Here is a 22,808-nt window from a genome sequence, read left to right on the forward strand (position 1 = left end):
TATGCGTGCAATCATTTATCATCGTCGCCGTGGCCCGGCTCTGCTGGGCGTATTGCTTATGCTGCTGCTCGCGGGTTGCCTACCTAAGGAGCAGGCCCGTAACGACGGCCCATCGGGAGGGGAAGCGGGCCTCCAGTATGTGTCGGCCCGAGATTTATCCAATATCAAGGTGGGTTACAGTGGTCCCTCAATGGTGGCTCCTTACTATGTGGCGCTAGAGACCATCGTAAAGCAGAGTGTAAAACACTACGGCATGCAGTATTACATGGCCGATGGGCAAGAAGACGTGGCTAAACAAGTTGCTGCTATTGAAGACCTGCTTTCCAAGGGGATCGATGTGTTGATCTTGAACCCACTGGACCCCAAGGCAGCCGTACCGGTTGTCAACCGGGCCGCCCAGCAGGGGGTTCGGATTTTCATCGTAGATTCGATGATCGATGACGGAGCCTCTTATATCTCGTCAGTGGTGGCAGATAATACCATGAACGGCGAGAAGTTGGGGTTATGGCTGGCGGAAAACAGTAACGAGGAATTGAAAGTGGCCATCATCAGTGGTAACCAGGGCAACCCCGTAGGGCGCGAAAAAAGGCTGGGGTTTGTACGGGGACTGGTGGATGGCCAGCTGCACAAGCAGGCCAAGACGGATTTTTCAATTGTGGCCCACGGCTGGGGGCAATGGAATAATAACGGGGGATTGAAAGCCATGGAGGATATCCTGGTTGCTCACCCGTATGTCAACGTGCTTCTGGCTGAGAATGACGCCATGGCCATCGGAGCCCTCAAGACCATCCGCGAAATGGGAAAAGAAGAGCAGATTACGGTACTGGGATTTGATGGTCAAAAAGAAGCCTACGAGTTGATTGAATCCGGTTCTTTTGCCGCAACAGCTCAAAACAGTCCGAAGATACTAGGTGAAATGATTGTGCAAATTGCGGTCAAACACCTCAATGGCGAAGAGGGAATCGCCAAAACCAATTATACACCCTCTGTATTGATATCGAAGGATAACGTGGGGGCATTTTATGATCCTAATGCATTGTTTTAATGCTGGTTTTAGAAAAAATATCCAAATCGTTTGGGGGCGTGAGAGCGCTAAGTGACGTCGATCTGGACGTTCGTGCCGGCGAGATTCACGCGCTGCTCGGCGAAAACGGCGCAGGTAAATCGACGCTGATGAAAGTGATTTCGGGTGCCCACGCGGCCGATAGCGGCCGGATCATCATCGATGGTGAAGTCGTTGCCCACAACGATCCCCATCGTGCCAAGGCGCGCGGTGTCAGTATTATCTATCAGGAGTTTTCACTGATTCCCGAGCTAACGGTTTCCGAGAATATTTTTTTCGGAAAAGATGGGGGATGGCTCGACCGGAGAAAAATAGATAAAGATGCTGAGGCATTGATCCAATCGCTCGGCTTTGACATTGATGTGAAAAAGCGGGTAGCCCAGCTGAGCGTCGCCCATCAGCAAATCGTCGAAATTGCGAAGGCACTATCGCGGGATGTGAAACTGTTGATTTTGGACGAACCGTCGGCCGTGCTTGGCACCAAAGAGGTGAAAAAGTTATTCAGCCTGCTTTTTGCACTCCGCGACAAGGGGGTAGCCATCATCTATATATCGCACCACTTGGAAGAGCTGTTGGCGCTTACCGATCGGGTTACTGTTTTGAAAGATGGAAAGACGGTCGACACATTGTCCACGTCTACGGTTGATAAAGACCAGTTGGTCAGCTTGATGGTAGGTCGGGAGTTGACGCAGCTATACCCCGAGAAGCTGGGTACCCCGTTTGCCCACGAAAAAATCGTTGTCGATAATGCGTATGGCAACAACGCTAACCAACCGCTATCCTTTGAAATCAGAAAGGGCGAAATCCTGGGCTTGGGAGGCTTGGTTGGTGCAGGGCGGACGGAGCTATTGGCAAACCTGTTCGGTGCACTACGGCAGCAACCGGCCAAGTTGCGCTGGAAAGGCCAGTCCATAAGCTACCGCTCGCCGCGTGAGGCTATCCGCGGAGGGTGGGGCATGGTGCCCGAAGACCGGAAAAAGCACGGTGGTGTTCTTAGCCTGAGTATACGTGACAACATCAGCCTGGCAAACTTGCGCCAGGTAGCCAACCGGTGGGGGTTTATCAACCATCGCCGGGAAGACGAGATTGTCCGCGAATTGATTGGGCGGCTCCGTATCAAAGTGGGTGATATCAACCATCCACTCGCCACGCTAAGTGGCGGTAACCAGCAGAAGGTGGTTTTGGCCAAATGGTTGAACCGCAGTCTGAATGTTCTATTGATCGACGAGCCCACCCGTGGTGTAGACGTAGGTGCACGTGCAGAGATCTACCAGATCATCCAGCGGTTGGCCGACGAAGGGATGTATGTTGTCATGGTATCGTCCGATATGGATGAATTGCTGGGCATGTCCGACCGCATCATCGTGATGAAGAACGGCGTGTTGCAGGGAACCGTTGATCGACCCAATTTTAGCGAAGAAAATATCTTGAGGATGGCCATCGGGGCCAATTAAGTAGATGTGCAATGAAAGAAAAGCTCCTTCAAAATAACACACTGATTATATTTCTATTGTTGCTCGTGGTTTCGAGCTTCACGTCCGATTCGTTTTTAACGATGACGAATGTCACCAACCTACTGCGCCAGGTGGCCCCTATCGGGCTCATCAGTATCGGCATGTTCCTGGTCATTCTAACGGGTGGGATCGACCTATCCGTTGGTTCCATCGTAGCGTGTATCGGTGTGGCTTTCGCGCTGCTCTCGTATGAGGTATATTTCAGTGCCGCACTGCTGCTAGCGCTACTGTTGGGTATTGCTATTGGTGTTGTCTCCGGTTACTTGGTGGCCTACCGTGGCGTGGCTGCTTTTATCGCCACATTGGCGCTTATGACCATTGTGCGGGGGCTCGGGTTTCTGCTATCAAAAGGGGCACCCATCACCGTAGGGCCGCATTCGTCAGCAATACTCAGCTTGGGCACGGGCAGTGTCCTCGGCGTACCGCTTTCGGCCATCCTGCTGGGCGCGGTATTCATCATCGTGTTTATTGTGCTTAAGTACCATGTGTATGGTAGGCAGATTATCGCTGTAGGCTCCAATGAAGAAGCTGTGCGGTTATCAGGCATATCGGTAGAGCGGATCAAATTTTCGGTCTATGTCATTGCTGCATTCCTTACCGCGCTGGCCGGTTTATTAATGGTGGGGCGCACGGGGGTAGGCACACCCAATATCGGTGTTGGTTTGGAACTCGATGCCATCGCTGCCGTCGTCATCGGCGGAGCCAGTTTGTTCGGTGGCAAAGGCTCCGTGATGAATACCTTACTGGGGGTTTTGATTCTGGGTATGATCGGTAACATCATGAACCTACTCGATATTACGGCTTACATGCAGCAATTGATCAAAGGGGTGATTATCATTTTGGCGGTCATCTTCCAAAAGGCACAACAATAGCAATGGCAAGGTTAAACAAGAAAACATTAGGTCAGCTGCCCGTAGCGGTACAAAAGCCCTCGCCCACTAGCGGCAGAAGCAAAAACCACATCCTGCATATTGGGGTCGGGGGATTCCATCGGTCGCATCAAGCCTACACGTGGCATAAGCTGCGGCAACGGTATCCGCAGCAATACGCCGATTGGACCATTCTAGGGGTATGTCTTATGCCCGCCGATAGGGCTTTCGTACAACAATTTGCGGAACAGGACTACCTATATACCCTGCGTATGCGGGCTGCCGACGGGAACGACGACGTCGTGGTCATCGACAGTATTACCGAAGTGCTATACGGTCCGGACGATACGGCTGCCGTTGTCCATGCAATAGCCCATGTCGATACCCGGATCATCAGTTTCACCATCACGGAGGGTGGTTATAATACCGATTTCGATAACCATCAGTTTATCTGGTCGAACGCCCATATCCAACACGACCTCGAACCCGGCAATCCACCTAAAACGGTGTTTGGTTACCTCGCAAGAGGCCTTGCTGAACGCAAGGAAAAAGGGGTAGGAGGCTTGGTATTGATGTCGTGCGATAACATCCAAGAAAACGGGCATGTGTTGCGACATGCGCTGCTTGCTTTTCTAGAGAGGTATGACCCGGTTTTGAAAAAATGGGTAGCCGATCATGTATCCTTTCCCAATAGCATGGTCGACCGCATTACGCCCGTTTCTACGCCTGATGATAAAGCCGACTTTGAGGCACGTTTCGGCTTGCATGATGACATGTTGGTGGTGAGCGAAGATTTTTTTCAATGGGTGCTGGAGGATACCGGGCTTACCGATATTCCGCCGATAGATGAAGTGGGTGTTCAATTGGTAGGCGACGTGCGCCCATATGAGGCTATGAAATTGAGTATACTCAATGCGGGTCATTCCCTGGTCGGCTTACTGGGAGATGCTTTAGGTTATACCAAAATACATGAAGCGGTAAAAAATCCGGTAATAGCTGCAATATTTGAACGGTACGCCCTGCGGGAGGCCATCCCCGTATTGCCGGCAGTTGCTGGTGTCGATTTGCGAGTTTATTTCCGAACGGTCCGCTCGCGCTTTTCCAATGCGATGATCAATGACGCTACGGCACGGATCATCTCGGGCTCGTCCGACAAGATTCCGAAGTTCTTGCTTCCGGTGGTAGATAAGAATTTACAACGGGGTGATCCACAGGTGACCGTGGCTGTCTTGGTGGTTGCGGCCTGGTGGTATTATCTCCATCGTGCCAACAAGCAAGACGGCATGGCGGCAGTGGTGGATAATAAACGGGAAGAAATAAAAGTTCTTTTCGCGGATGAATCCACATCGGCCGATCAGTTTTTGCAGTACCGGCCGGTGTTTGGGGACTTGTCAGCCAATCCGGTATTTGTAACAAATTATACGAAATGTGTTTCCATGTTCAGGAAGGAGCAAGTAACGGAATTACTTAACCATGTATTGGAAGGTGCATAATTGATATGGGAAAAAATAATCGAATTTTCTGCTTCGGTGAAGTGTTATGGGACGAAGTGAATGGAGCTGACTACCCTGGTGGGGCTCCGTTGAACGTGGCGTACCACATGGCAAAAGATGACCGCTTCGATGTGTACATGATCAGTAGCGTTGGAAAAGACGCCGCTGGGAGCCGTATGTTGGCGCTTATCGATGGCTGGTCTATCGACAGGCGGTTTGTAGAAGTCACCGATCGTTATGCCACCGGTCGGGTGGTGGCCAACGTATCAGATAAGAATAAAGTGTCTTATGACATCTTGCGGCCCGTGGCGTGGGACGATATCCATGAAGATAACGCACTCGTCAACGATATCCAGGCTGATGACTGTTTGGTTTTCGGTAGCCTTGCTTGTCGGAACGCTGTTTCTAGGCAGACTTTGTTCACGTTGCTTTCAGAAAAATGTTTCCGGGCGTTTGACGTCAATTTGAGGGGCAACTACTATGACAAAGAGATGCTTACTGTTCTGCTTGCCGATACCGATTTATTGAAAATCAGTGATGACGAATTACCGGTGGTAACCGGTATAGTAAACCCATCTGCGGTGCGGACCGCCGAGAAGGAGCAACTCGACACCTTGATGGCTTATTTTAACATCGGCGAGGCGATTGTGACCCGAGGAGCGGATGGTGCAAGTTATTACAAGGCAGGGAAGCAGGTGGATGTGCCTGGTGTAGCGGTGGCGGTGGTAGATACCATCGGTTGCGGCGATGCGTTTTTGGGCACCTTTCTGCGCTACCGTCTCACGGGCACTTCATTGGACACGGCACTGAATAATGCCATGCTGACCGGAGCGTTTATCGCTACGCAAAAAGGCGGTTGTCCACCATATGCATTGGCTGATTTGGAAAAGTTTATCATGGAATATAACAAGTGACAAGGAGTGGTGATGATGCATAGAATTAACAGTTTAGTTATCGTATGAAAACATCAAAATGGATATTTTTGCTGCCAATTTGTTTAATCGTTTAAACATGTGAAATCTATCGATATGGTGCTGTCATCAATTCGTCCATTTAACGCTTGATATGAAAGGATTCATTAAACATTTTCTTAGGGGTACGCTATGTTGTGTCGTTTTATCATCTCCATCAGATGGTTGGGGCAAAAGGGCCCATATACCAACAGATACTACGCAGCGAGCAACCCAGGTAGAATCTATTGAATTTCTAAAAGAGGAGTTGACCAAGCCACGAAGTAATTACGTCATGGTAGTTGCCCATAGGGGGGACTGGCATGGGGCGCCAGAAAACTCGATTGCTGCCATGGAAAAGGCTATGGATCTTGGTGTCGATATGGTGGAGGTAGACGTTCGACAGACCAAAGACGGTGTTCTCGTTCTTATGCACGATAAGACGCTCGATAGAACAACCAATGGCGCTGGTTTAGTCGCTAACCATACGTTGGAAGAAATAAAAAAACTAAGGCTCAAGAACCATAAAGGTAAACTTACCAAACACCGCATTCCCACGTTAGAAGAAGCGATGAGGTTTGCTAAAGGGAAGGTATTGGTCAACATAGATAAAGGGGATGGCTACTTCGAAGAAATTGGCGAAATCCTGAAGGAAACCGGAACTTTTGATATAGCGGTGCCGAAATCGGGATTAGGCGTTACTGCTATTGCATCTCGGATGCCGTATATCAAGGGATCACCCTTTATGGCCGTAATTTCTTTGGACAAGAATGTAAAGCCGCTACAAAAGATCGATGACTACATAGCCGCTTATCGACCAAACGTGATGGAAATTTCTTTTCAGACCGAGAACTCGGCATTTTTTCAGCAGTATGAAGATTTACTTTCACGCAATGTGAAGATATGGATGACGCCATGTGCGGCACAGTGGTCGGCCGGTCACCACGACGACCGAGCCATAAACGGTGACCCGGACGGTGCCTGGGGTTGGCTTATCGATCACGGAGCAACCATTTTACTGACCAACGAGCCCAAAGCACTCATTGAATATTTGGAAAAAAGCGGACGTCGTTAATAAATGAATTTAGGCAAAAAATATAAGTTATGGAAAATTACGTGTTAAGATCCCTAGTTGTCGTTTCTGGTTTATGGTTCCTGTCGGCTCCTGCCCTTGGCCAGCAAAAGCTGCATACCATCCCTATCCACAACTTCTCCGAATTGCAGCAGCATTTCCACTATGATGCGAGCAAACCGGTGATTATCTCTGGCCACCGGGGCGGTATGCTACCCGGCTACCCAGAAAACAGTATCGAGGCTATGGAACAAACGTTGACGTACCTGCCGTCGTTCTTCGAAATCGACCCGCAAATGACCAAAGATAGCGTGATTATTTTGATGCATGACAAAACACTCGACCGTACTACCAATCTCCGCGGCGCAGTGAGCGATTATACCTATGCGGAGCTCCGCGACGCACGGTTGAAAGATCGGCAGGGTAACCTCACCGAATTCAAGATACCAACGCTTGTGGAAGCATTGGAGTGGGGCAAGGACAAAACTATTTTTAATTTGGATAATAAGCGCGTGCCGTGGGAAAAATATGTCCAGTTGTTTCAAGACAGCGATTACCACAACATCGTGCTTTCCGTTCGCTCCATGGAAGAGGCGCTGTTTTACTATGATCGGCTAGACCAGGTGATGCTTTGTGTGGCTATCATGAATCAAGCTGAGTTGGACGCTTTTATCGCAACCGATATCCCTTTTAACAGGATTATGGCCTATGTTGGCTATACCATGGATCCGCAGTATGAAGCCGTCTATGATTATTTGCGTAAAAAAGGGGTGATGTGTTTCATTTCTATTCACCCTACCGCCGATAAGAAAAAGACAGACATAGAACGTGTGAAGGCGTATAGCGAAGAACTAATAAGAAAGCCCGATATCATTGAGACAGACTTCCCCGCGATGTTTGTAAACAAAAAATAATGCAGGCGCTGTATTGCGATATCCGGCAATTACATTGAACCATTAAAATAATGTGTATGGGAAAATAAAAATGCAAAACGAAGGGAGTGCGGCTAACACTCCCCCAGTTGTTCGGAGAAGTGCCGTAGGAAGGCACTTCGTAAACTGATTATTTATTTACTAAAATGTTCAAACGTAATGATTAATTATGGATTTTCCGAATCGGGTGCTATATCGCCCGCCGGAAGAAAGGACCAATTATGGCGCACACTAAAATTATCGGCATTTCTGATCTTATGCGGATGTCTGCATCTTCGTGCCAACGTACTTACGGTAACTGGTGTTGATTCCAACCAGCAGCGCTTCGTGTCTGGCACAGTTACCGACGAGGAAGGAAATACCCTAGAAGGTGTAACCGTAACCCTGAAAGGGACAACCCAGGTGGTCACCACAGGTGCCGAGGGCTACTATCGGATTTCGGTTCCCCAGCAAGGGGCTATTCTGTCGTTTTCCATGGTAGGGTTCGAAACGTCGGAGCAGGTCATCGGAAGCCAAACAACCATCGATGTGACGATGAAAACATCGACTAGCGATTTAGACGAAGTCGTTGTGGTGGGGTATGCCACCATGAAAAAAAGAGATCTAGTCGGTGCGGTTGAGCAAGTAACGGGTGAAGTACTCGCTAATCGGCCCACGGCAAACCTGGCCCGTTCTTTACAAGGCGAAGTAGCGGGGCTTAATATATCGTTTATCGATAGCAAGCCCTCCAGGTCCACCTCGCTCAACGTGCGGGGCGAAACATCCATTGGGGCCGGCGGTTCGTCCCTCGTATTGATCGACGGTGTTGAAGGTAGTCTGAATTCAGTAAATCCACAGGATGTCGAGAGTGTTTCCGTGTTAAAGGACGCTTCGTCCACGGCAGTATATGGGGCCAGAGGAGCGTTCGGTGTCATCTTGATAACCACTAAGAGTCCCAAAAAGGGAACACCTGTATTGAATTATAATGGCTCGGTATCGGCCAACAGGCGGACTGTTATTCCCGAATCGGTTACCGACGGGCTTGATTGGATCAACTGGTGGATCGACTCCTACAACGGATACTATAATTTCTCCCGCGCTATCCTTGATCATATTGATAGTACCGTGCCGTATACGGAGGAAATTCATCAGATGCTTATTGCCCGTAGAGAAGATCCTTCGCTGCCCTCCGTCATGCCCTTGGAAGGGCACAGTCAGTTCGAATGGGCATATCTGGAAAATACCGATTGGTACGATTTGTTCTATAAAGACTTCAACATGTCACACGAACACAACCTGTCCATCTCCGGCGGCAATGAGGTCTCTGATTATTATATATCAGGGCGCTTCTATGATGTTGACGGCATCTATAAGATTGGCAATGAAAACTATAAGAAATACGATTTCCGAGCCAAAGGGTCCCTGCAAGTAAGGCCATGGTTTAAAATCACCAATAACACATCGTTTTCGAGTATCAACGACTATCAGCCGAAGCATCCGCGCAATAATTTCAATATACAGCGCGCCATCAATCACGTCGGCTATCCGCTTTCGCCGGTCAAGAACCCCGACGGCAGTTGGACAACCGCTGCCGCCATCACCGGCTATGCGTCGTTCAGCGAAGGCACTTCGTCCAGAGAAAACGATTACCTCTACCTCCGGCAGAAAATCTCGGCTGATATCGATATTATCGAACATACCTTGAAATTCCAGGCTGACTATTCATACAATTATACGAACCGGAAAAGAGTGGATATGCAAGTGCCTATTGAGTTTTCCAAGCGCCCTGGTGTCATTCTTTACGAGTCGGCGTCTGCAGGTGCAAAGTTGGAGCAAGTCGGTTACAATACGCATTACCAAGCAGCCAATGCCTATCTGACTTACTCGCCTACGTTGGGACCAGACCACTCGTTGACCGCCCTGCTGGGTTGGAACGTCGAAAACCAACGATATGAAACATTAGCGGTTTCCCGTGCTGATTTTATAACCACCACCAAACCATCGTTCTCGCTCATGGATGGTGTTTCAACCGACCCGATATCTGGGGGCAATGCTTGGTCGTACATGGGCGGCTTCTACCGGCTCAATTACAGCTACCAAGGTAAATATTTGGCCGAAATCAGTGGAAGATACGATGGCTCTTCGAAGTTTCCGCTCAATCAGCAATGGGGCTTCTTCCCTTCCGCTTCTGTCGCATGGCGTATTTCCGATGAATCTTGGATGTCGTGGTCGGAGCGGGTGGTAGACAACGCCAAGATTAGGCTTTCAGCCGGCTCTATGGGCAACGGCAACGTAAGCCCATATTCGTATACCTCCGAAATGTCGGTGGCTACCGCTAGTAACATTGTGCTGGGCGGCTCCCTTCCCACATACACTTCTGTCGGAACCATCACGCCCGTTTCTCTAACATGGGAAAAAGCCTCCACGTATAATGTAGGGCTTGATATGGATTTCCTCGTGAACAGGCTCTCGTTTACGGGTGACGTGTATCGCCGGAATACCACCGACATGTATACACAGAGCGTCAATCTGCCCTCCGTGTACGGTGCGGCACCACCCAAGGGCAACAATGCCGAGATGAGGACCGACGGCTGGGAGGTTTCCCTACAGTGGAGAGACGAAGCACAACTTGCCGGCAAACCATTCAACTACAGTATTAAGGGGATGTTGTGGGATAGCAAATCGGTCATCACCAAGTACGCCAACGAGACAGGAACACTCGGTTCCGTAAGTGGTTACATCGCCAACGGCGGATCGCCCTCGTCTTTTTATCCGGGCATGACCGTTGGCGAAATCTGGGGGTATGAGGTGGTAGGTTTGTTCAAAGACCAAGCCGACATCGACAATTCGGCCATCCACGAGTTTAGGCAAGCTTCCGATATGGTAACCCGTCCGGGACAGGTTAAATTTGCCGATCTCGACGGAAGTGGCGTAATCGATCCCGGCAATTTCGAGGTCAACAACCACGGTGACCTCCGTATTATCGGCAACCAATCGTCCCGGTATCAGTTCGGGCTCAACCTTTCGTCTAGTTGGAACGGTATCGGTCTTTCCGTGTTCTTCCAAGGCGTATTGAAAAAGGATTATTACCCGGGCTCAGACGCCGGCTACTTCTGGGGTAAATACGGTCGACCGTTTTTCTCGTTTATTCCCAAGAACCATATGGATCCTGACCAGGTGTATAGCGAAGAGCGAGACAACTGGGATACCGCCTACTGGCCGCGAATTACCACCTATCAGTCAAACGGTAACCGGAACTGGACCAAGGCGCTCGAAATACCCAACACCCGGTATATGCAGAATGCATCATTCGTTCGGGTGAAGAATATCCAGCTGGATTATACGTTCGATACACGCTTAGCCAACCGCATCGGGCTCCAGGGCCTCAATATTTACCTGAGCGGTGAAAATCTATTTACATTCACGCCGCTGCATAAATATGCGCCGAACTTCGACCCCGAAGGGTTGTCGTATGATACCGATTTCGCGTCGGTAGCAGACGGCTACACCTATCCGATGTTAAAGAGCCTCACCATGGGCCTTAATATTACATTCTAACAGCAGGAGGATAAAACCATGAAAAAATTACATTATTTCGTTATTGCGATCTTATTCACCACCATATCTTGCGAAGATTATTTAGTGCAAGAGAATCCTAATAGATTGGAGAGTGAAACCTTCTTTGCCGACGAGGCATCGCTCGAGATCTATACCAACGGGCTTATCCGGAGTTTCGCCCCGGCTATCAATACCTTTATCGATGGAGATAATTACTCCGACACCCATTTCTGGCAAGGGCAATACGCTTATTTTACGGATAGCTATAGCCCCAGTGAAGCATCAAATTGGGGAACAGGCAACTGGTCACAATTACGTTCGATAAACTACTACCTCGACAATATGCGCGAGGCCAATGCAGAACCCGAAATCCTCGATCATTACGAAGGTGTGGGGCGGTTCTTTCGTGCGATGTTTTATTTCGAAAAGATCCAGACTTTCGGAGCGGTGCCCTGGTACGGAACGTCGATCGACGTGAACGATACCGAGTCGCTCTTCAAAGACCGCGATAACCGGGAGTTCATTGCTTCGAAAATTCTAGAGGACCTCGACTACGCGGTTACCCACTGCCTCACCTCGCCAAAGTACCGCGCCCGCGCATCCTACATCCATCGCTACGTGGCACTCGCCTTAAAAGCGAGGTTCACACTCTATGAAGGCACCATGCGTAGGTACCACGAGCTAGATCCCTCAACAGACGAACCGTGGACGGCCGACGAAAGTGAAATGTACCTCCGTGAGTGCATCGCCGCATGCGAAGCCCTTATGCAATCCGGGGTGTATTCACTGTACGACAATCCAAGCAAACGTGCATCGCAATACCGCGAAATGTTTACCCATGAGGATGGCGCTGGCGCCTACACCAATGCGTTCATCTGGGCTCGCGATTACGACCTCGATCTGCTGGTCACTTATGCCATCAACAACCAGTTTGTCAACTCCCAGCATGCCAACCGAGCATACACCCGGCAATTTGTCAACACCTATTTGATGCGAGATGGCACCCCGTTCACTAGCAAGTACAGCGATTACAACAGCGTCGACTTCTCCACGGAGACCATCGACCGGGACTACCGGCTCGCCCAGACCATCCGTACCCCTGGCTTCACGCGCGATAACGGTACCACGCAGTGGGCACCGGATGTCACCTTCGCCAGAACAGGCTACCATGCCATCAAGTTCCTTACTGACGAATCGGAGAAAGATACCCATGTCTCGGCAATCGCTACCGACGTCCCCATTATGCGTTACGCAGAAATACTCCTCGCCTATGCCGAAGCGAAAGCCGAGCTCGGCGAGATGACCGAAGACGTGTGGAACCTAACAATCAAGCCCTTACGTGAGCGGGCTGGGGTAACGAGCATTTACCCTGTGCAAGCCGATCCGTATATGGTGGAGTACTTCCAAGGCAAAGTAACCGATCCGTTTATTTTAGAAGTGCGTAGGGAAAGGGGCATCGAGCTTACCATGGAAGGGTATCGCTATGATGATATCATCCGTTGGCGCCAAGGCGAACTGTTCACCCGGCAGCGCATGGGTATATGGGTGCCGGCTATCGAAACGCCCCTGGACTTCGACGAAAACGGCAAGCCCGAAACAATTGTGACGACAAACAGTAGCCTCATATCCACCTTGAATATCCTGCAGATTGACGAGGCTTCCGAGGCCGGCCACAAATTGTCGGAAGGCACGAAGGGTAACATCCTGCCCAGTACGGCCATCCAGCACACATGGCGCGACTACAAATATGTCCGCCCGGTGCCCACAACAGCCATCCAGGAGAATACAGGTCTCTCACAAAACCCCGGATGGGAATAGCACATCGTTATGCCACCAGCATCAACCGTGCTGGTGGCATAATTTTTTGACGGTTACATAGAAATACGATAACAAATGAACACTATCCAACAACTACTATTAGCTGGCTTGTTTTTGGTTACCACATTCGGTTGCGAGGCACAAACTCCCCCCAATATCGATACCCCCAAAACCGATGAACCAGCACGGGTATACAAAGTGGTTGCCCATCGCGGTGGGTACCTCGAATGCGGTAAGCCGGATTGCTCCATCGCTTCCCTCCAATATGCCATGCAGATTGGATGCTACGCATCCGAATGCGATATCGTGCTTACTGCCGACAATGACATCATTGTAGCCCATCCCGTGAGCGGACATCTCATCAATGGCCTCGAGCCCTATGAACATACGGTGGCCGAAATCCGTGCAGCGGGTACGTTGGCCAATGGCGAAAAAGTACCCACCCTCCGCGACTTTATCGCAGCTGTAAAAGATAAAAAGCAAAATCCCAACGGCATGAAGCTCTGGCTAGATGTTAAAAAACTCACCAAAGAAGGAAGTAGCGTGGGGCTCGATTACTCCATCGATGCTTGCCTCCGGGCGTGCGAAATCATCAAAGAGATGGATGCCGAAGACTACTGCGAGTTTCTCATCCCCACCGGCAACGAGATGATCAAAGCCGTGCGCGACAAGGTGGCTGACGAGTACAAAATAAACATTGCATGGATGACTGCCACCCATCCAACAAATTACCACCAAGCGTGGGCCCAGTTGTCGTATGGGAAAATTTTTGGAGAGAATACTACGTATAAGCCGTCGGATTACATCGGTGCAGGAGTACCTTTAAGTGTTTACGGCGTGGATACTTATGAGACGATGGATAAAGTAATCCCGTATTACCCGGAACTTAAGGCTATCTTTTCGAACTATCCAAAAATGTTAATACAACGACTAAAAGAGAAAGGATACGAGTAGCTGCTTACAACTTCCTATATCACTTCACTTGTCGCCGACAATGCGTTGAATGGTTAGAACCACTTTATTCCCGCTACCGCACACCCGTGTATTGCTTTTCCTCCCGCCGTGGGCTGCAGGTCATCAACGGGCTCGTCATCGTAACCCGGCACTAATTGGATAGGCGACGAAGGATCGGCGGGCACGATTCTTAGTTCACTGCAATCGTTGGTGGTCGCTTGGTCACTGAAGCCCAATACCAGGTATTTCCCATCCGGGCTCCACCCTGCATCCCACTCATTGAAACGGGAATCGGTGACCTGCTTGTGCTCGGCACCTTTCGTAAGTAACAACGTATAAATGTGGTTGTTGAAGGTGTAGGCTATCGTGGCCCCATCTGGCGAAATGGCAAGGTCGACCGGTACCGTGCTATAATCGGCAAACGTGCGGATTACGTTGGATACGGCTTGTCCTTCCACAGCAAAGTCGCTTATTTTGGCAATGGCATAACCTGCCGGATTTCCCTGGGCATCCAGTGCTTCTGCCGCAATGATCAGATCGTCGCCATCGGGCGAGAAGGCAAAATCCTTGACATGTGGAACCATGGCCAGGCTTTTGCCCGCACGGTCCATCAAATGGAAGTCTGTACGGAGTAATGGCTCATCGGCCGATTTTACCAACACCCCCAAGGATTCGCTGCCTGGCCTGAAGTCCGGCGTTTTTTCAATCGCGTAGGGCGCAGTGAAGCTATCGCTGGATTCGACGTCGTCGAAGCGATGGATATGGATGGTAGACTCGCTTTCGAAGGCGTTATAGTCGAACCATAGGAACATGCTACCGTCGGCGGAGACGTTGTATCCGTACCCTGCTGAAAAAACCGTCCGTTCGATTTTATCCGCAAAGGAGTACACCATCAGCTCGTCGGCCGAGGGATACACCAATGTGCCTTTCATCGACGGATCTTGGCCGGTATTTCCCCGATTATCGTCTTTGGTGCACGACATAAAAAAGGCAAAGGCGATGAACAAAATCAATGACATCCTCATTTCGATATTATTTAAAGAACTGTTACAAATATACGTAATCCGACAAAACCCGATAAATCCCGCGGAAACAGGAAGTTTTTCTAAAATAGGTGCGCCTATGCCTACACTGATTCCATCGGTTTTCACGCGAACAGAGGTTCAGGATATGCCGCACTGAGTTCTGGCCATACCGGCATGAGTCCATGTTACACCGACATGAGTTCATGTTACACCGACATGGGTTGATGTTGCGCCGACATGGGTTGATGTTGCGCCGACATGGGTTGATGTTGCGCCGACATGGGGCCATGTTGTGCCAGACTGGGTTCTGCCAGACGCAAGCTGAAACCGGCTTCGTTCCACATGGGTTCGGGTAGGCTTCACCCGGCTCCCTTTTGGTTCAATCTGGATCCGGCCGGACGCGTAAGTAAACCATGTGCGTTTCACATCGATTCATGGCAGCTCAAACCCAATCCCAGATGACCCAACCTGAACCCACCTTGATGCAACCTGAACTCAAGATAAGCTCACCCTAACGCATGATGACTCCACCCGAACCCAAGGCGGCTTCACCACAATCCCCTCAGGGTGCAACCGGACCCGGGTGCGTTCGGCATGAACCCCTGTCGGTTCCACATGGATCGTTGTCCATTTCACTTGAACCCAGTCGGGTGTCACCCGGGTTCAGGTGGCGTAGGGATGGAACCAGATTGCGTTGTACAGGGTTCGGGTCGGTGTTTCCTGAACCCGGTGCGGGATATCCTGAACCCATTGCGGTGTTGCTTAGGGAGACAGTGCCTTGTTGGTTTATCTTTTTTCATATAGCCGGTCGAAAAAGGATTATCTTTGGCCCATTCCTTATGTCGAAAGGAAAACAAATCCGAGTTTGATACAAAACCCCTATTGGGAATAATAAACACTTCATTATGATCTCAAGAAAAATCATCCCGCTACTGGGGTTCAGTATGGTTCTACTGGCGAATTGTCCATCGGTGTCGGGGCAGGAAAAGCGATACGATGTGGTCATTTACGGCGGAACCTCCGCCGGAGTTGCATCGGCCATACAAGCATCGAGGATGGGTAAATCGGTCGTGGTCATCGAGCCGACCCACCGTTTGGGAGGACTTACCACCGGTGGGTTGGGGCAAACCGATATCGGCAACAAATATGTCATTGGCGGCATATCCCGGGAGTTCTACCAATATATCCGGGCGTATTACGATGACCCGGCAAACTGGAAATGGCAACGCCGGGATGAATACATCGACGAAGGGCAGACCCGTACGGATGCCGGTGAAGATGCCATGTGGACCTTCGAGCCCTCGGCTGCCTTGGAGGTTTACCGCCGGATGCTGGCCAAAGAGGAAGTCGAGGTCGTATACGGCGAACAGCTGAACCGGGAAACCGGCGTCGATAAAGAAGGTAACCGTATCGAATCGATTGAAATGGAAAGCGGGGCAAGGTATGCCGCGAAAATGTTTATCGATGCTACTTATGAAGGCGATTTAATGGCCGCCGCGGGAGTCAGTTACCGCATCGGACGGGAAGCCAACCGCGAATACGGTGAAACGCTGAACGGCGTGCAGGCCAATAAAATAAGCCGTACACTGAACTGGACGCTTTCCCGGAACGCCTACAACCACAACTTTATCGACCGGGTAGACCCCTATGTGGTGAAAGGCGATCCGCAAAGTGGGCTACTACCTTATATTGCAGAAGGCCCCCCTGGGGTGGATGGTGAAGGTGACGATAAGATACAGGCGTACTGTTTCCGGATGACGTTGACCGACCATCCTGACAACCGTATACCTTTCAAGAAGCCAGCGAATTACGACGAGCGAAATTATGAATTGCTCTTCAGGAACTATGAGGCAGCCCCGGGACCCATCGAAAAGATGTACCCATATGGCGACAAGCTGGTACCCTGGATCAACTCGCCGATGCCCAATCGAAAAACGGATACCAACAACCAAAAAGGGTTCTCCACCGATTTCGTCGGGCAAAACCACCGCTACCCCGAAGCAAGCTACGAAGAGCGGGAGCGGATCGTGCAAGCGCACAAAGATTATCAACAAGGTTTGATGTGGACATTGGCCTACCACCCGCGGATACCGGCAAAGGTGCGGGCCGCCGTATCAAAATGGGGCACATGCAAAGATGAGTATGGGGAAGGGAGCGGCGGTTGGCAACAGCAGCTCTATATCCGCGAGGCACGGCGCATGGTGGGCGGTTACGTGATGACCCAGAAAAACTGCGAACGGATAGACGTGGTGGACGATCCGGTAGGCATGGGCGCGTACGGGATGGATTCGCACCACATACAGCGGTATGTGGACGTGAACGGTTTTGTACAGAATGAGGGAAATGTGGAAGCCCATGTGAAATATCCGTATCCAATCAGTTACCGTTCCATTGTGCCCAAGGAAACGGAATGTGGTAATTTGTTGGTGCCGGTCTGCGTAAGCGCAACACATATTGCCTTTGGCTCCATCCGTATGGAACCCGTGTTTATGGTGTTGGGACAGTCGGCGGCTACGGCAGCATGCCAAGCAATAGACGAGGGAGTGGCTGTGCAGGATATCGATTATGCGGTATTGAAGAACATGTTGTTAAAAGACAAACAGATACTGGAAATCCAAATCGATGAATAAGAACTACGCATACACTTATAAAGCCGGTAGATAAAACGATGTTATGATACGAACGACACAATCATGTTGGTTTCTATTGGTGGTTGCTATTTCCGCCTTATCCTGTAAAAAGGAGGATTCATTCGATGCGGATATCATCATCTACGGTGGCACGTCGGCCGCCATCACGGCGGCGGTACAGGCCACGAAGTCGGGCAAATCAGTCATCGTGGTGTCGCCCGACAAGCACCTTGGCGGCCTGTCGTCGGGCGGGCTGGGTTTCACCGACACGGGCGACAAATCGGTGATCGGTGGCCTAGCGCGCGATTTCTACCACCGGGTGTACCTGCATTACGAAGACAGCACTGCATGGCGATGGCAGCAGCATGCAGAATACGGCAACAAGGGCCAGGGCACACCGGCCATGGACGGTGCCGCCCGCACCATGTGGATATTCGAGCCGCATGTGGCCGAGAAGGTCTTTGAGGATTATGTGAAGGAATATGGAATTGACGTTCGCAGGGACGAGTGGCTCGACCGCGAAAGTGGGGTGGCCATGGAGGGAACCCGCATCATGTCGATTACCATGCTCAGCGGTAATACCTATACGGGCAAAGTATTCATCGATGCAACCTACGAGGGTGACCTGATGGCCGCGGCCGGGGTGAGCTACCATGTGGGCCGGGAGGCGAATAGCCTATACGGCGAAAAATGGAATGGTGTGCAGACAGGGGTACTGCACCACGGCCATTGGTTCAAAAGCGACATCAGCCCGTACAGGGTGCCGGGCGACAGCACCAGCGGGTTGCTGTACGGCGTATCCGCCGAACATCCAGGCGAGTACGGTGCCGGCGACCACCGCGTGCAGGCCTACTGCTTTCGGATGTGCCTGAGCAACCACCCTGATAATCGCGTGGCATTTCCGAAGCCCGATCACTACAACCCCGATCACTATGAATTGCTGGTCCGGGTGTTTGCCTCGGGCTGGCGGGAGACATTCCAAAAGTTCGACCCGATACCCAACCGGAAGACGGACACGAATAACCATGGCCCGTTTAGCACGGACTTTATCGGGATGAACTATGACTACCCGGAGGCGAGCTACGAGCGCCGGCGGGAAATCATCAAGGAACATGCGGATTACCAGAAAGGGTTGATGTACTTTCTGGCGAACGATCCGCAGGTACCGGCGGAAGTACGGGACGAGATGGCCCAGTGGGGGCTGGCCAAAGACGAGTTCACGGATAACGGGAACTGGCCACACCAGCTATACATTCGCGAGGCTCGGCGGATGGTGGGGCAGTATGTGATGACCGAGTACGATACGTTCAGCGAACGTGAGGTCGCAGAGCCGGTGGGCATGGGCTCCTATACGTTGGATTCTCACAACGTGCAGCGCTACGTAAAGCCCGATGGGTACGTGCAGAACGAAGGGGATATCGGGGTGCACCCGAAGCAGCCGTACCGGATTTCGTACGGCTCGTTGGTGCCCAAGCAGGACGAGTGCACCAATCTGCTGGTGCCGGTGTGCCTATCGAGCTCACACATTGCTTTCGGCAGCATCCGTATGGAACCGGTATTCATGATACTCGGGCAAAGCGCGGCGTTGGCAGCTTCGCTGGCCATCGACAACGGGACGGACGTGCAGGGAGTGGCGTATGCGGCGCTTGAAAAGGAGCTGTTGGCGGCTGGGCAGGTTTTGGCTGTGCCCTCCAAATGATTGATTATCTTCGCATAGCCGCCACCCCATCAATCACCAACACCCAATCGTTGCCGAAACCCAATGTGGGTGTTGTCAATTCGAGTGAACGCGTATGTTCCACCGGTCCGATATCGACGGTATCGGCCGTAGCCGGATTGAACCACCACCCCCGCAGGGCCCCGGCGTTGAGGGACGTTACATCTACCGTAATGGTGCGGCCCTGCGGGATGTAAGCCATGAGGTAGCTGCCTGCGCCATCCCTAAACGCCCGGATATGCTGGCCCTTTTCCCCCTGTCCGTTTACAATGATGGTCTGGTCGGGGATGCGGTCAGCAAATGGGCGCGATTCGATGAGCCGCCGCAGGTAGCCGACTTGGAAAGCTCCTGGTCGATCCAGCGCTTCGGTCCAGTACCGGTCGGCATGGTTGATTTTTTCTTCCCTTTCGCTCCAGAATTGCCAGATACTGTGGTGGCCGTAGGTAACGCCGCAGGCACCTGCAAAGACCGAACGATAGGTTTGTTTGCGCACATCATAATCGTCGAAATACCCGTTCTTTGGGTCCCACTGCGGCCACGGATTTACGGGATGATCTTCATAATTGGGCTCGGAATCCAGCGTGGGTTTGGTAGGCATCATGGCCCGGTCGCGCGTAATCCATTCCCATACGGGAACGTCGTGGCCCGATCCATGGCCGGATTGCATCATGTTCACCTGCAGCCAGGGTTCGCGATGGATTTGCTGTGAGGTGGACTGTTTGCCCCCTGAAATATGGTAGGTGATGAGGGCCTCGCCAGCGGTAGCCTCGAGGATTCCCCGCGCTATCTCGCGCCAGATGGGGCGTGTATCTACCGAATCGTGGATGGCCGGCCGGTCACCACCCAGTATCCAGATGATATTTTCTTTTTCCCTATATCTGTCGCCCAGCCAACGGCCGTAATGATATGCATTTTCGACCGAGAACACCTCAGGGCCACCGCCCCACATACGCGTTACCTTATCGCCCCACGTTGGCAGGAGCCCCATGCAAAGTTGCCTTTCGGCGGCCATTTGCAGCACGTCATCCACCAGTTGGAAATAAGATTCGTTCGGCTTTTCGGGGTCTTGGTCCACCAATGGGATATCCCCATATTGGTTGGGTGTAAACAGTCCGTCCATCTCTGCCAATACCACAGCCTGGATCACGTTGAATCCCTTTTCCTTCCGGTTATCGAGGTATTGGCCGATTTCCTCCCGGGTAAGGCGATGGAACAGCTCCCACGCGGTATCTCCAAGCCAGAAGAATGGCGTTCCGTCTTCATATTGCAGGTAATGGCCGTCGGGTGCCACAGTGACTCGACCGTGCGGCCATTTTCCTTGACCATACACAGCCAAGGTGACCATAAAGGCAACAAATGCCAATGAAAATGAGCGGAGTGGATGCATAACGAAATTATGGTAAGAAGTTTACGATATATTTATTTATAACCATGTGTTATTTAGCATAAAAGTAATAAACAATGGCGAAAACTAACGAAATTGTATCCGATCCGATCCAAATAAATTGCAGAGTCCTACGGGTTTTGGTAGTTTTGTAGCGTCACACAAAATGAATGAATTATGTTAAAAGGATTTTTCAATGTTCCCGCGCCGGTCAATGAGCCGATTTTGTCTTATGCCGTCGGGAGCAAAGAACGGAAGCTGTTGCAACAAGCTATCCAGGCCGCACTCGCCCAGGAAGTGGATATCCCGATGTATATTGGTGGTAAAGAGGTGCGCACGGACCGGAAAGTTTCCATCCACCCGCCCCACCAGCACAAACATACGTTGGGCTACTACTCCGAAGGCGATAAAACCCATGTGAAAGCAGCGATCGACGCCGCATTGGCGGCCAAGGAAGATTGGGAGAACCTGCCTTGGGAGCAGCGCGCAGCCATATTCCTGAAAGCTGCCGACCTGATTGCGGGGCCTTATCGCTATAAAATCAATGCGGCAACGATGCTTGGGCAGTCAAAGAATGCATTCCAGGCGGAGATAGACGCTGCCTGTGAAATCGTCGACTTCCTTCGCTTCAATGTGCAATACATGAGCGAAATATATAGGCAGCAGCCGCCAGTTTCGCCAAAAGGTAGCTGGAACCGCGTCGAGCAGCGTCCCTTGGAAGGGTTCGTGTTTGCACTCACCCCCTTCAACTTTACCGCGATAGCGGGCAATCTGCCCACTTCGGCCGCGATGATGGGGAACGTGGTGGTGTGGAAACCCGCCAATACGCAAGTCTATTCAGCCAATGTACTCATGGAGGTCTTCCGCGAAGCGGGCGTACCCGATGGGGTCATCAACCTTGTCTACGTAGATGGGCCGTCGGCCGGAGAGGTTATTTTCAACCATCCCGACTTTGCCGGAATACATTTTACCGGGTCTACCGCCGTGTTCCAGCACATTTGGAAGACCATTGGCGAAAACATCCACCGCTACCGTTCGTACCCCCGTATTGTGGGCGAAACCGGGGGGAAGGATTTCATATTGATACATCCCTCCGCCGATGTCAAAGCCTCGGCAACGGCCATCGTGCGAGGAGCCTTTGAGTACCAAGGGCAGAAATGTTCGGCCGCCTCCCGCGTCTATATCCCCGAGTCGCTTTGGCCAAAATTGAAGGAGTTGATCGTTTCGGATGTTAAGTCCTTCAAGATCGGGCCCACAGACGATTTCAGTAACTTCATCAATGCGGTCATCGATGAAAAGTCCTTTGATAAGCTAGCCAAATACATTGATCAGGCTAAGGAAGACAGCGAGGCCGAAATCATAGTAGGTGGTACGTACGACAAGAGCGAGGGTTATTACATCCACCCCACGGTGATCAAGGCCAGCCGGCCCGATTATGTAACCATGTACGAGGAACTGTTTGGCCCGGTGTTGACCGTCTATGTATACGCCGACGATCATTGGGAAGAAACACTAGAAATAATCGATAACACATCGATCTATGCGCTCACCGGGGCTGTTATCGCACAAGACCGCTATGCCATCAGCCAGGCTACGCACGCACTTCGTAATGCCGCGGGCAACTTCTATATAAACGATAAATGCACAGGCGCCGTGGTTGGCCAGCAGCCATTCGGAGGAGCTAGGGGGTCGGGCACCAACGACAAGGCGGGTTCGATGATCAATCTGCTGCGATGGGTGTCGCCACGTACCATTAAAGAAACCTTCGATCCGCCAACGGATTATCGGTATCCGTTTTTAGGGGCGGAATAAAATATTAAGAAAGGGCGTCTGCCCATTGGTAGACGCCC

Annotated in this window: 16 protein-coding genes; 14 read left to right on the forward strand and 2 right to left on the reverse strand. The window is 51.2% G+C overall.

The window, feature by feature from the left end:
• Window position 1 precedes the first annotated feature (1 nt).
• From ACO1NT_RS16500 to ACO1NT_RS16545, 10 genes are all read left to right on the forward strand, one after another.
• Window positions 2-1,045 carry a substrate-binding domain-containing protein gene (locus ACO1NT_RS16500; protein ID WP_449049838.1) on the forward strand — a complete coding sequence of 348 codons (1,044 nt, stop codon included), beginning with the start codon at window positions 2-4 and terminating at the stop codon, window positions 1,043-1,045.
• Window positions 1,045-2,517, forward strand: coding sequence for a sugar ABC transporter ATP-binding protein (locus tag ACO1NT_RS16505; protein ID WP_449049839.1), 1,473 nt, complete (start codon window positions 1,045-1,047; stop codon window positions 2,515-2,517). Before ACO1NT_RS16500 ends, ACO1NT_RS16505 begins: the two co-directional genes overlap by 1 nt.
• A gap of 11 nt (window positions 2,518-2,528) precedes the next feature.
• The gene (locus tag ACO1NT_RS16510) at window positions 2,529-3,449 is read left to right on the forward strand and encodes an ABC transporter permease (RefSeq protein ID WP_449049840.1); all 921 of its coding nucleotides are present in this window, start codon (window positions 2,529-2,531) and stop codon (window positions 3,447-3,449) included.
• 2 nt (window positions 3,450-3,451) lie between these two features.
• Entirely contained in the window at window positions 3,452-4,939 is a 1,488-nt protein-coding gene (locus ACO1NT_RS16515; RefSeq protein ID WP_449049841.1) for a mannitol dehydrogenase family protein, read from the forward strand.
• A gap of 5 nt (window positions 4,940-4,944) precedes the next feature.
• On the forward strand, window positions 4,945-5,853 hold the full coding sequence (locus ACO1NT_RS16520) for a PfkB family carbohydrate kinase (RefSeq protein WP_449049842.1): 909 nt from the start codon (window positions 4,945-4,947) through the stop codon (window positions 5,851-5,853).
• Window positions 5,854-6,004: 151 nt separating this feature from the next.
• Window positions 6,005-6,964, forward strand: coding sequence for a glycerophosphodiester phosphodiesterase family protein (locus ACO1NT_RS16525; protein ID WP_449049843.1), 960 nt, complete (start codon window positions 6,005-6,007; stop codon window positions 6,962-6,964).
• A 29-nt stretch (window positions 6,965-6,993) separates the two neighbouring features.
• On the forward strand, window positions 6,994-7,875 hold the full coding sequence (locus ACO1NT_RS16530) for a glycerophosphodiester phosphodiesterase family protein (RefSeq protein ID WP_449049844.1): 882 nt from the start codon (window positions 6,994-6,996) through the stop codon (window positions 7,873-7,875).
• Window positions 7,876-8,052: 177 nt separating this feature from the next.
• Window positions 8,053-11,430, forward strand: coding sequence for a SusC/RagA family TonB-linked outer membrane protein (locus ACO1NT_RS16535; protein WP_449049845.1), 3,378 nt, complete (start codon window positions 8,053-8,055; stop codon window positions 11,428-11,430).
• A gap of 18 nt (window positions 11,431-11,448) precedes the next feature.
• A complete protein-coding gene (locus ACO1NT_RS16540) occupies window positions 11,449-13,248 on the forward strand; it encodes a RagB/SusD family nutrient uptake outer membrane protein (protein WP_449049846.1) in 1,800 nt (599 codons plus the stop codon).
• A gap of 75 nt (window positions 13,249-13,323) precedes the next feature.
• On the forward strand, window positions 13,324-14,202 hold the full coding sequence (locus ACO1NT_RS16545; RefSeq protein WP_449049847.1) for a glycerophosphodiester phosphodiesterase: 879 nt from the start codon (window positions 13,324-13,326) through the stop codon (window positions 14,200-14,202).
• A gap of 53 nt (window positions 14,203-14,255) precedes the next feature.
• On the opposite strand, the gene ACO1NT_RS16550 is transcribed toward ACO1NT_RS16545, so the two are convergent.
• Window positions 14,256-15,221: a TolB family protein gene (locus ACO1NT_RS16550; protein WP_449049848.1), complete on the reverse strand. Its 966-nt coding sequence runs from the start codon at window positions 15,219-15,221 to the stop codon at window positions 14,256-14,258.
• 787 nt (window positions 15,222-16,008) lie between these two features.
• On the opposite strand from ACO1NT_RS16550, the gene ACO1NT_RS16555 reads away from it, so the two are divergent.
• From ACO1NT_RS16555 to ACO1NT_RS16565, 3 genes are read left to right on the forward strand one after another with little or no spacing between them, the layout of a single operon-like run.
• Window positions 16,009-16,119 carry a RagB/SusD family nutrient uptake outer membrane protein gene (locus tag ACO1NT_RS16555; protein ID WP_449049904.1) on the forward strand — a complete coding sequence of 37 codons (111 nt, stop codon included), beginning with the start codon at window positions 16,009-16,011 and terminating at the stop codon, window positions 16,117-16,119.
• 13 nt (window positions 16,120-16,132) lie between these two features.
• Complete coding sequence (locus ACO1NT_RS16560) at window positions 16,133-17,857, forward strand: FAD-dependent oxidoreductase (RefSeq protein WP_449049849.1); 1,725 nt, start codon at window positions 16,133-16,135, stop codon at window positions 17,855-17,857.
• Window positions 17,858-17,900: 43 nt separating this feature from the next.
• Window positions 17,901-19,556, forward strand: a complete 1,656-nt coding sequence (locus tag ACO1NT_RS16565; protein ID WP_449049850.1) for an FAD-dependent oxidoreductase — start codon at window positions 17,901-17,903, stop codon at window positions 19,554-19,556.
• 4 nt (window positions 19,557-19,560) lie between these two features.
• On the opposite strand, the gene ACO1NT_RS16570 is transcribed toward ACO1NT_RS16565, so the two are convergent.
• Entirely contained in the window at window positions 19,561-20,961 is a 1,401-nt protein-coding gene (locus ACO1NT_RS16570) for a glycoside hydrolase family 140 protein (protein ID WP_449049851.1), read from the reverse strand.
• Window positions 20,962-21,135: 174 nt separating this feature from the next.
• Between ACO1NT_RS16570 and pruA the strand changes: the two genes are divergently transcribed.
• Complete coding sequence (gene pruA, locus ACO1NT_RS16575) at window positions 21,136-22,770, forward strand: L-glutamate gamma-semialdehyde dehydrogenase (RefSeq protein ID WP_449049852.1); 1,635 nt, start codon at window positions 21,136-21,138, stop codon at window positions 22,768-22,770.
• The last annotated feature ends 38 nt before the right edge of the window (window positions 22,771-22,808 follow it).

This window comes from Parapedobacter sp., from assembly GCF_053550995.1.

Bases quoted from the DNA above. Each gene is read 5' to 3' on its own strand.
- ACO1NT_RS16530 (WP_449049844.1), top strand. From the start codon at position 6,994: ATGGAAAATTACGTGTTAAGATCCCTAGTTGTCGTTTCTGGTTTATGG.
- ACO1NT_RS16540 (WP_449049846.1), top strand. From the start codon at position 11,449: ATGAAAAAATTACATTATTTCGTTATTGCGATCTTATTCACCACCATA.
- ACO1NT_RS16535 (WP_449049845.1), top strand. From the start codon at position 8,053: ATGATTAATTATGGATTTTCCGAATCGGGTGCTATATCGCCCGCCGGA.
- ACO1NT_RS16545 (WP_449049847.1), top strand. From the start codon at position 13,324: ATGAACACTATCCAACAACTACTATTAGCTGGCTTGTTTTTGGTTACC.
- ACO1NT_RS16505 (WP_449049839.1), top strand. From the start codon at position 1,045: ATGCTGGTTTTAGAAAAAATATCCAAATCGTTTGGGGGCGTGAGAGCG.
- ACO1NT_RS16510 (WP_449049840.1), top strand. From the start codon at position 2,529: ATGAAAGAAAAGCTCCTTCAAAATAACACACTGATTATATTTCTATTG.
- ACO1NT_RS16565 (WP_449049850.1), top strand. From the start codon at position 17,901: ATGATACGAACGACACAATCATGTTGGTTTCTATTGGTGGTTGCTATT.
- ACO1NT_RS16570 (WP_449049851.1), bottom strand. From the start codon at position 20,961: ATGCATCCACTCCGCTCATTTTCATTGGCATTTGTTGCCTTTATGGTC.
- pruA (WP_449049852.1), top strand. From the start codon at position 21,136: ATGTTAAAAGGATTTTTCAATGTTCCCGCGCCGGTCAATGAGCCGATT.
- ACO1NT_RS16560 (WP_449049849.1), top strand. From the start codon at position 16,133: ATGATCTCAAGAAAAATCATCCCGCTACTGGGGTTCAGTATGGTTCTA.
- ACO1NT_RS16525 (WP_449049843.1), top strand. From the start codon at position 6,005: ATGAAAGGATTCATTAAACATTTTCTTAGGGGTACGCTATGTTGTGTC.
- ACO1NT_RS16500 (WP_449049838.1), top strand. From the start codon at position 2: ATGCGTGCAATCATTTATCATCGTCGCCGTGGCCCGGCTCTGCTGGGC.
- ACO1NT_RS16550 (WP_449049848.1), bottom strand. From the start codon at position 15,221: ATGTCATTGATTTTGTTCATCGCCTTTGCCTTTTTTATGTCGTGCACC.
- ACO1NT_RS16515 (WP_449049841.1), top strand. From the start codon at position 3,452: ATGGCAAGGTTAAACAAGAAAACATTAGGTCAGCTGCCCGTAGCGGTA.
- ACO1NT_RS16520 (WP_449049842.1), top strand. From the start codon at position 4,945: ATGGGAAAAAATAATCGAATTTTCTGCTTCGGTGAAGTGTTATGGGAC.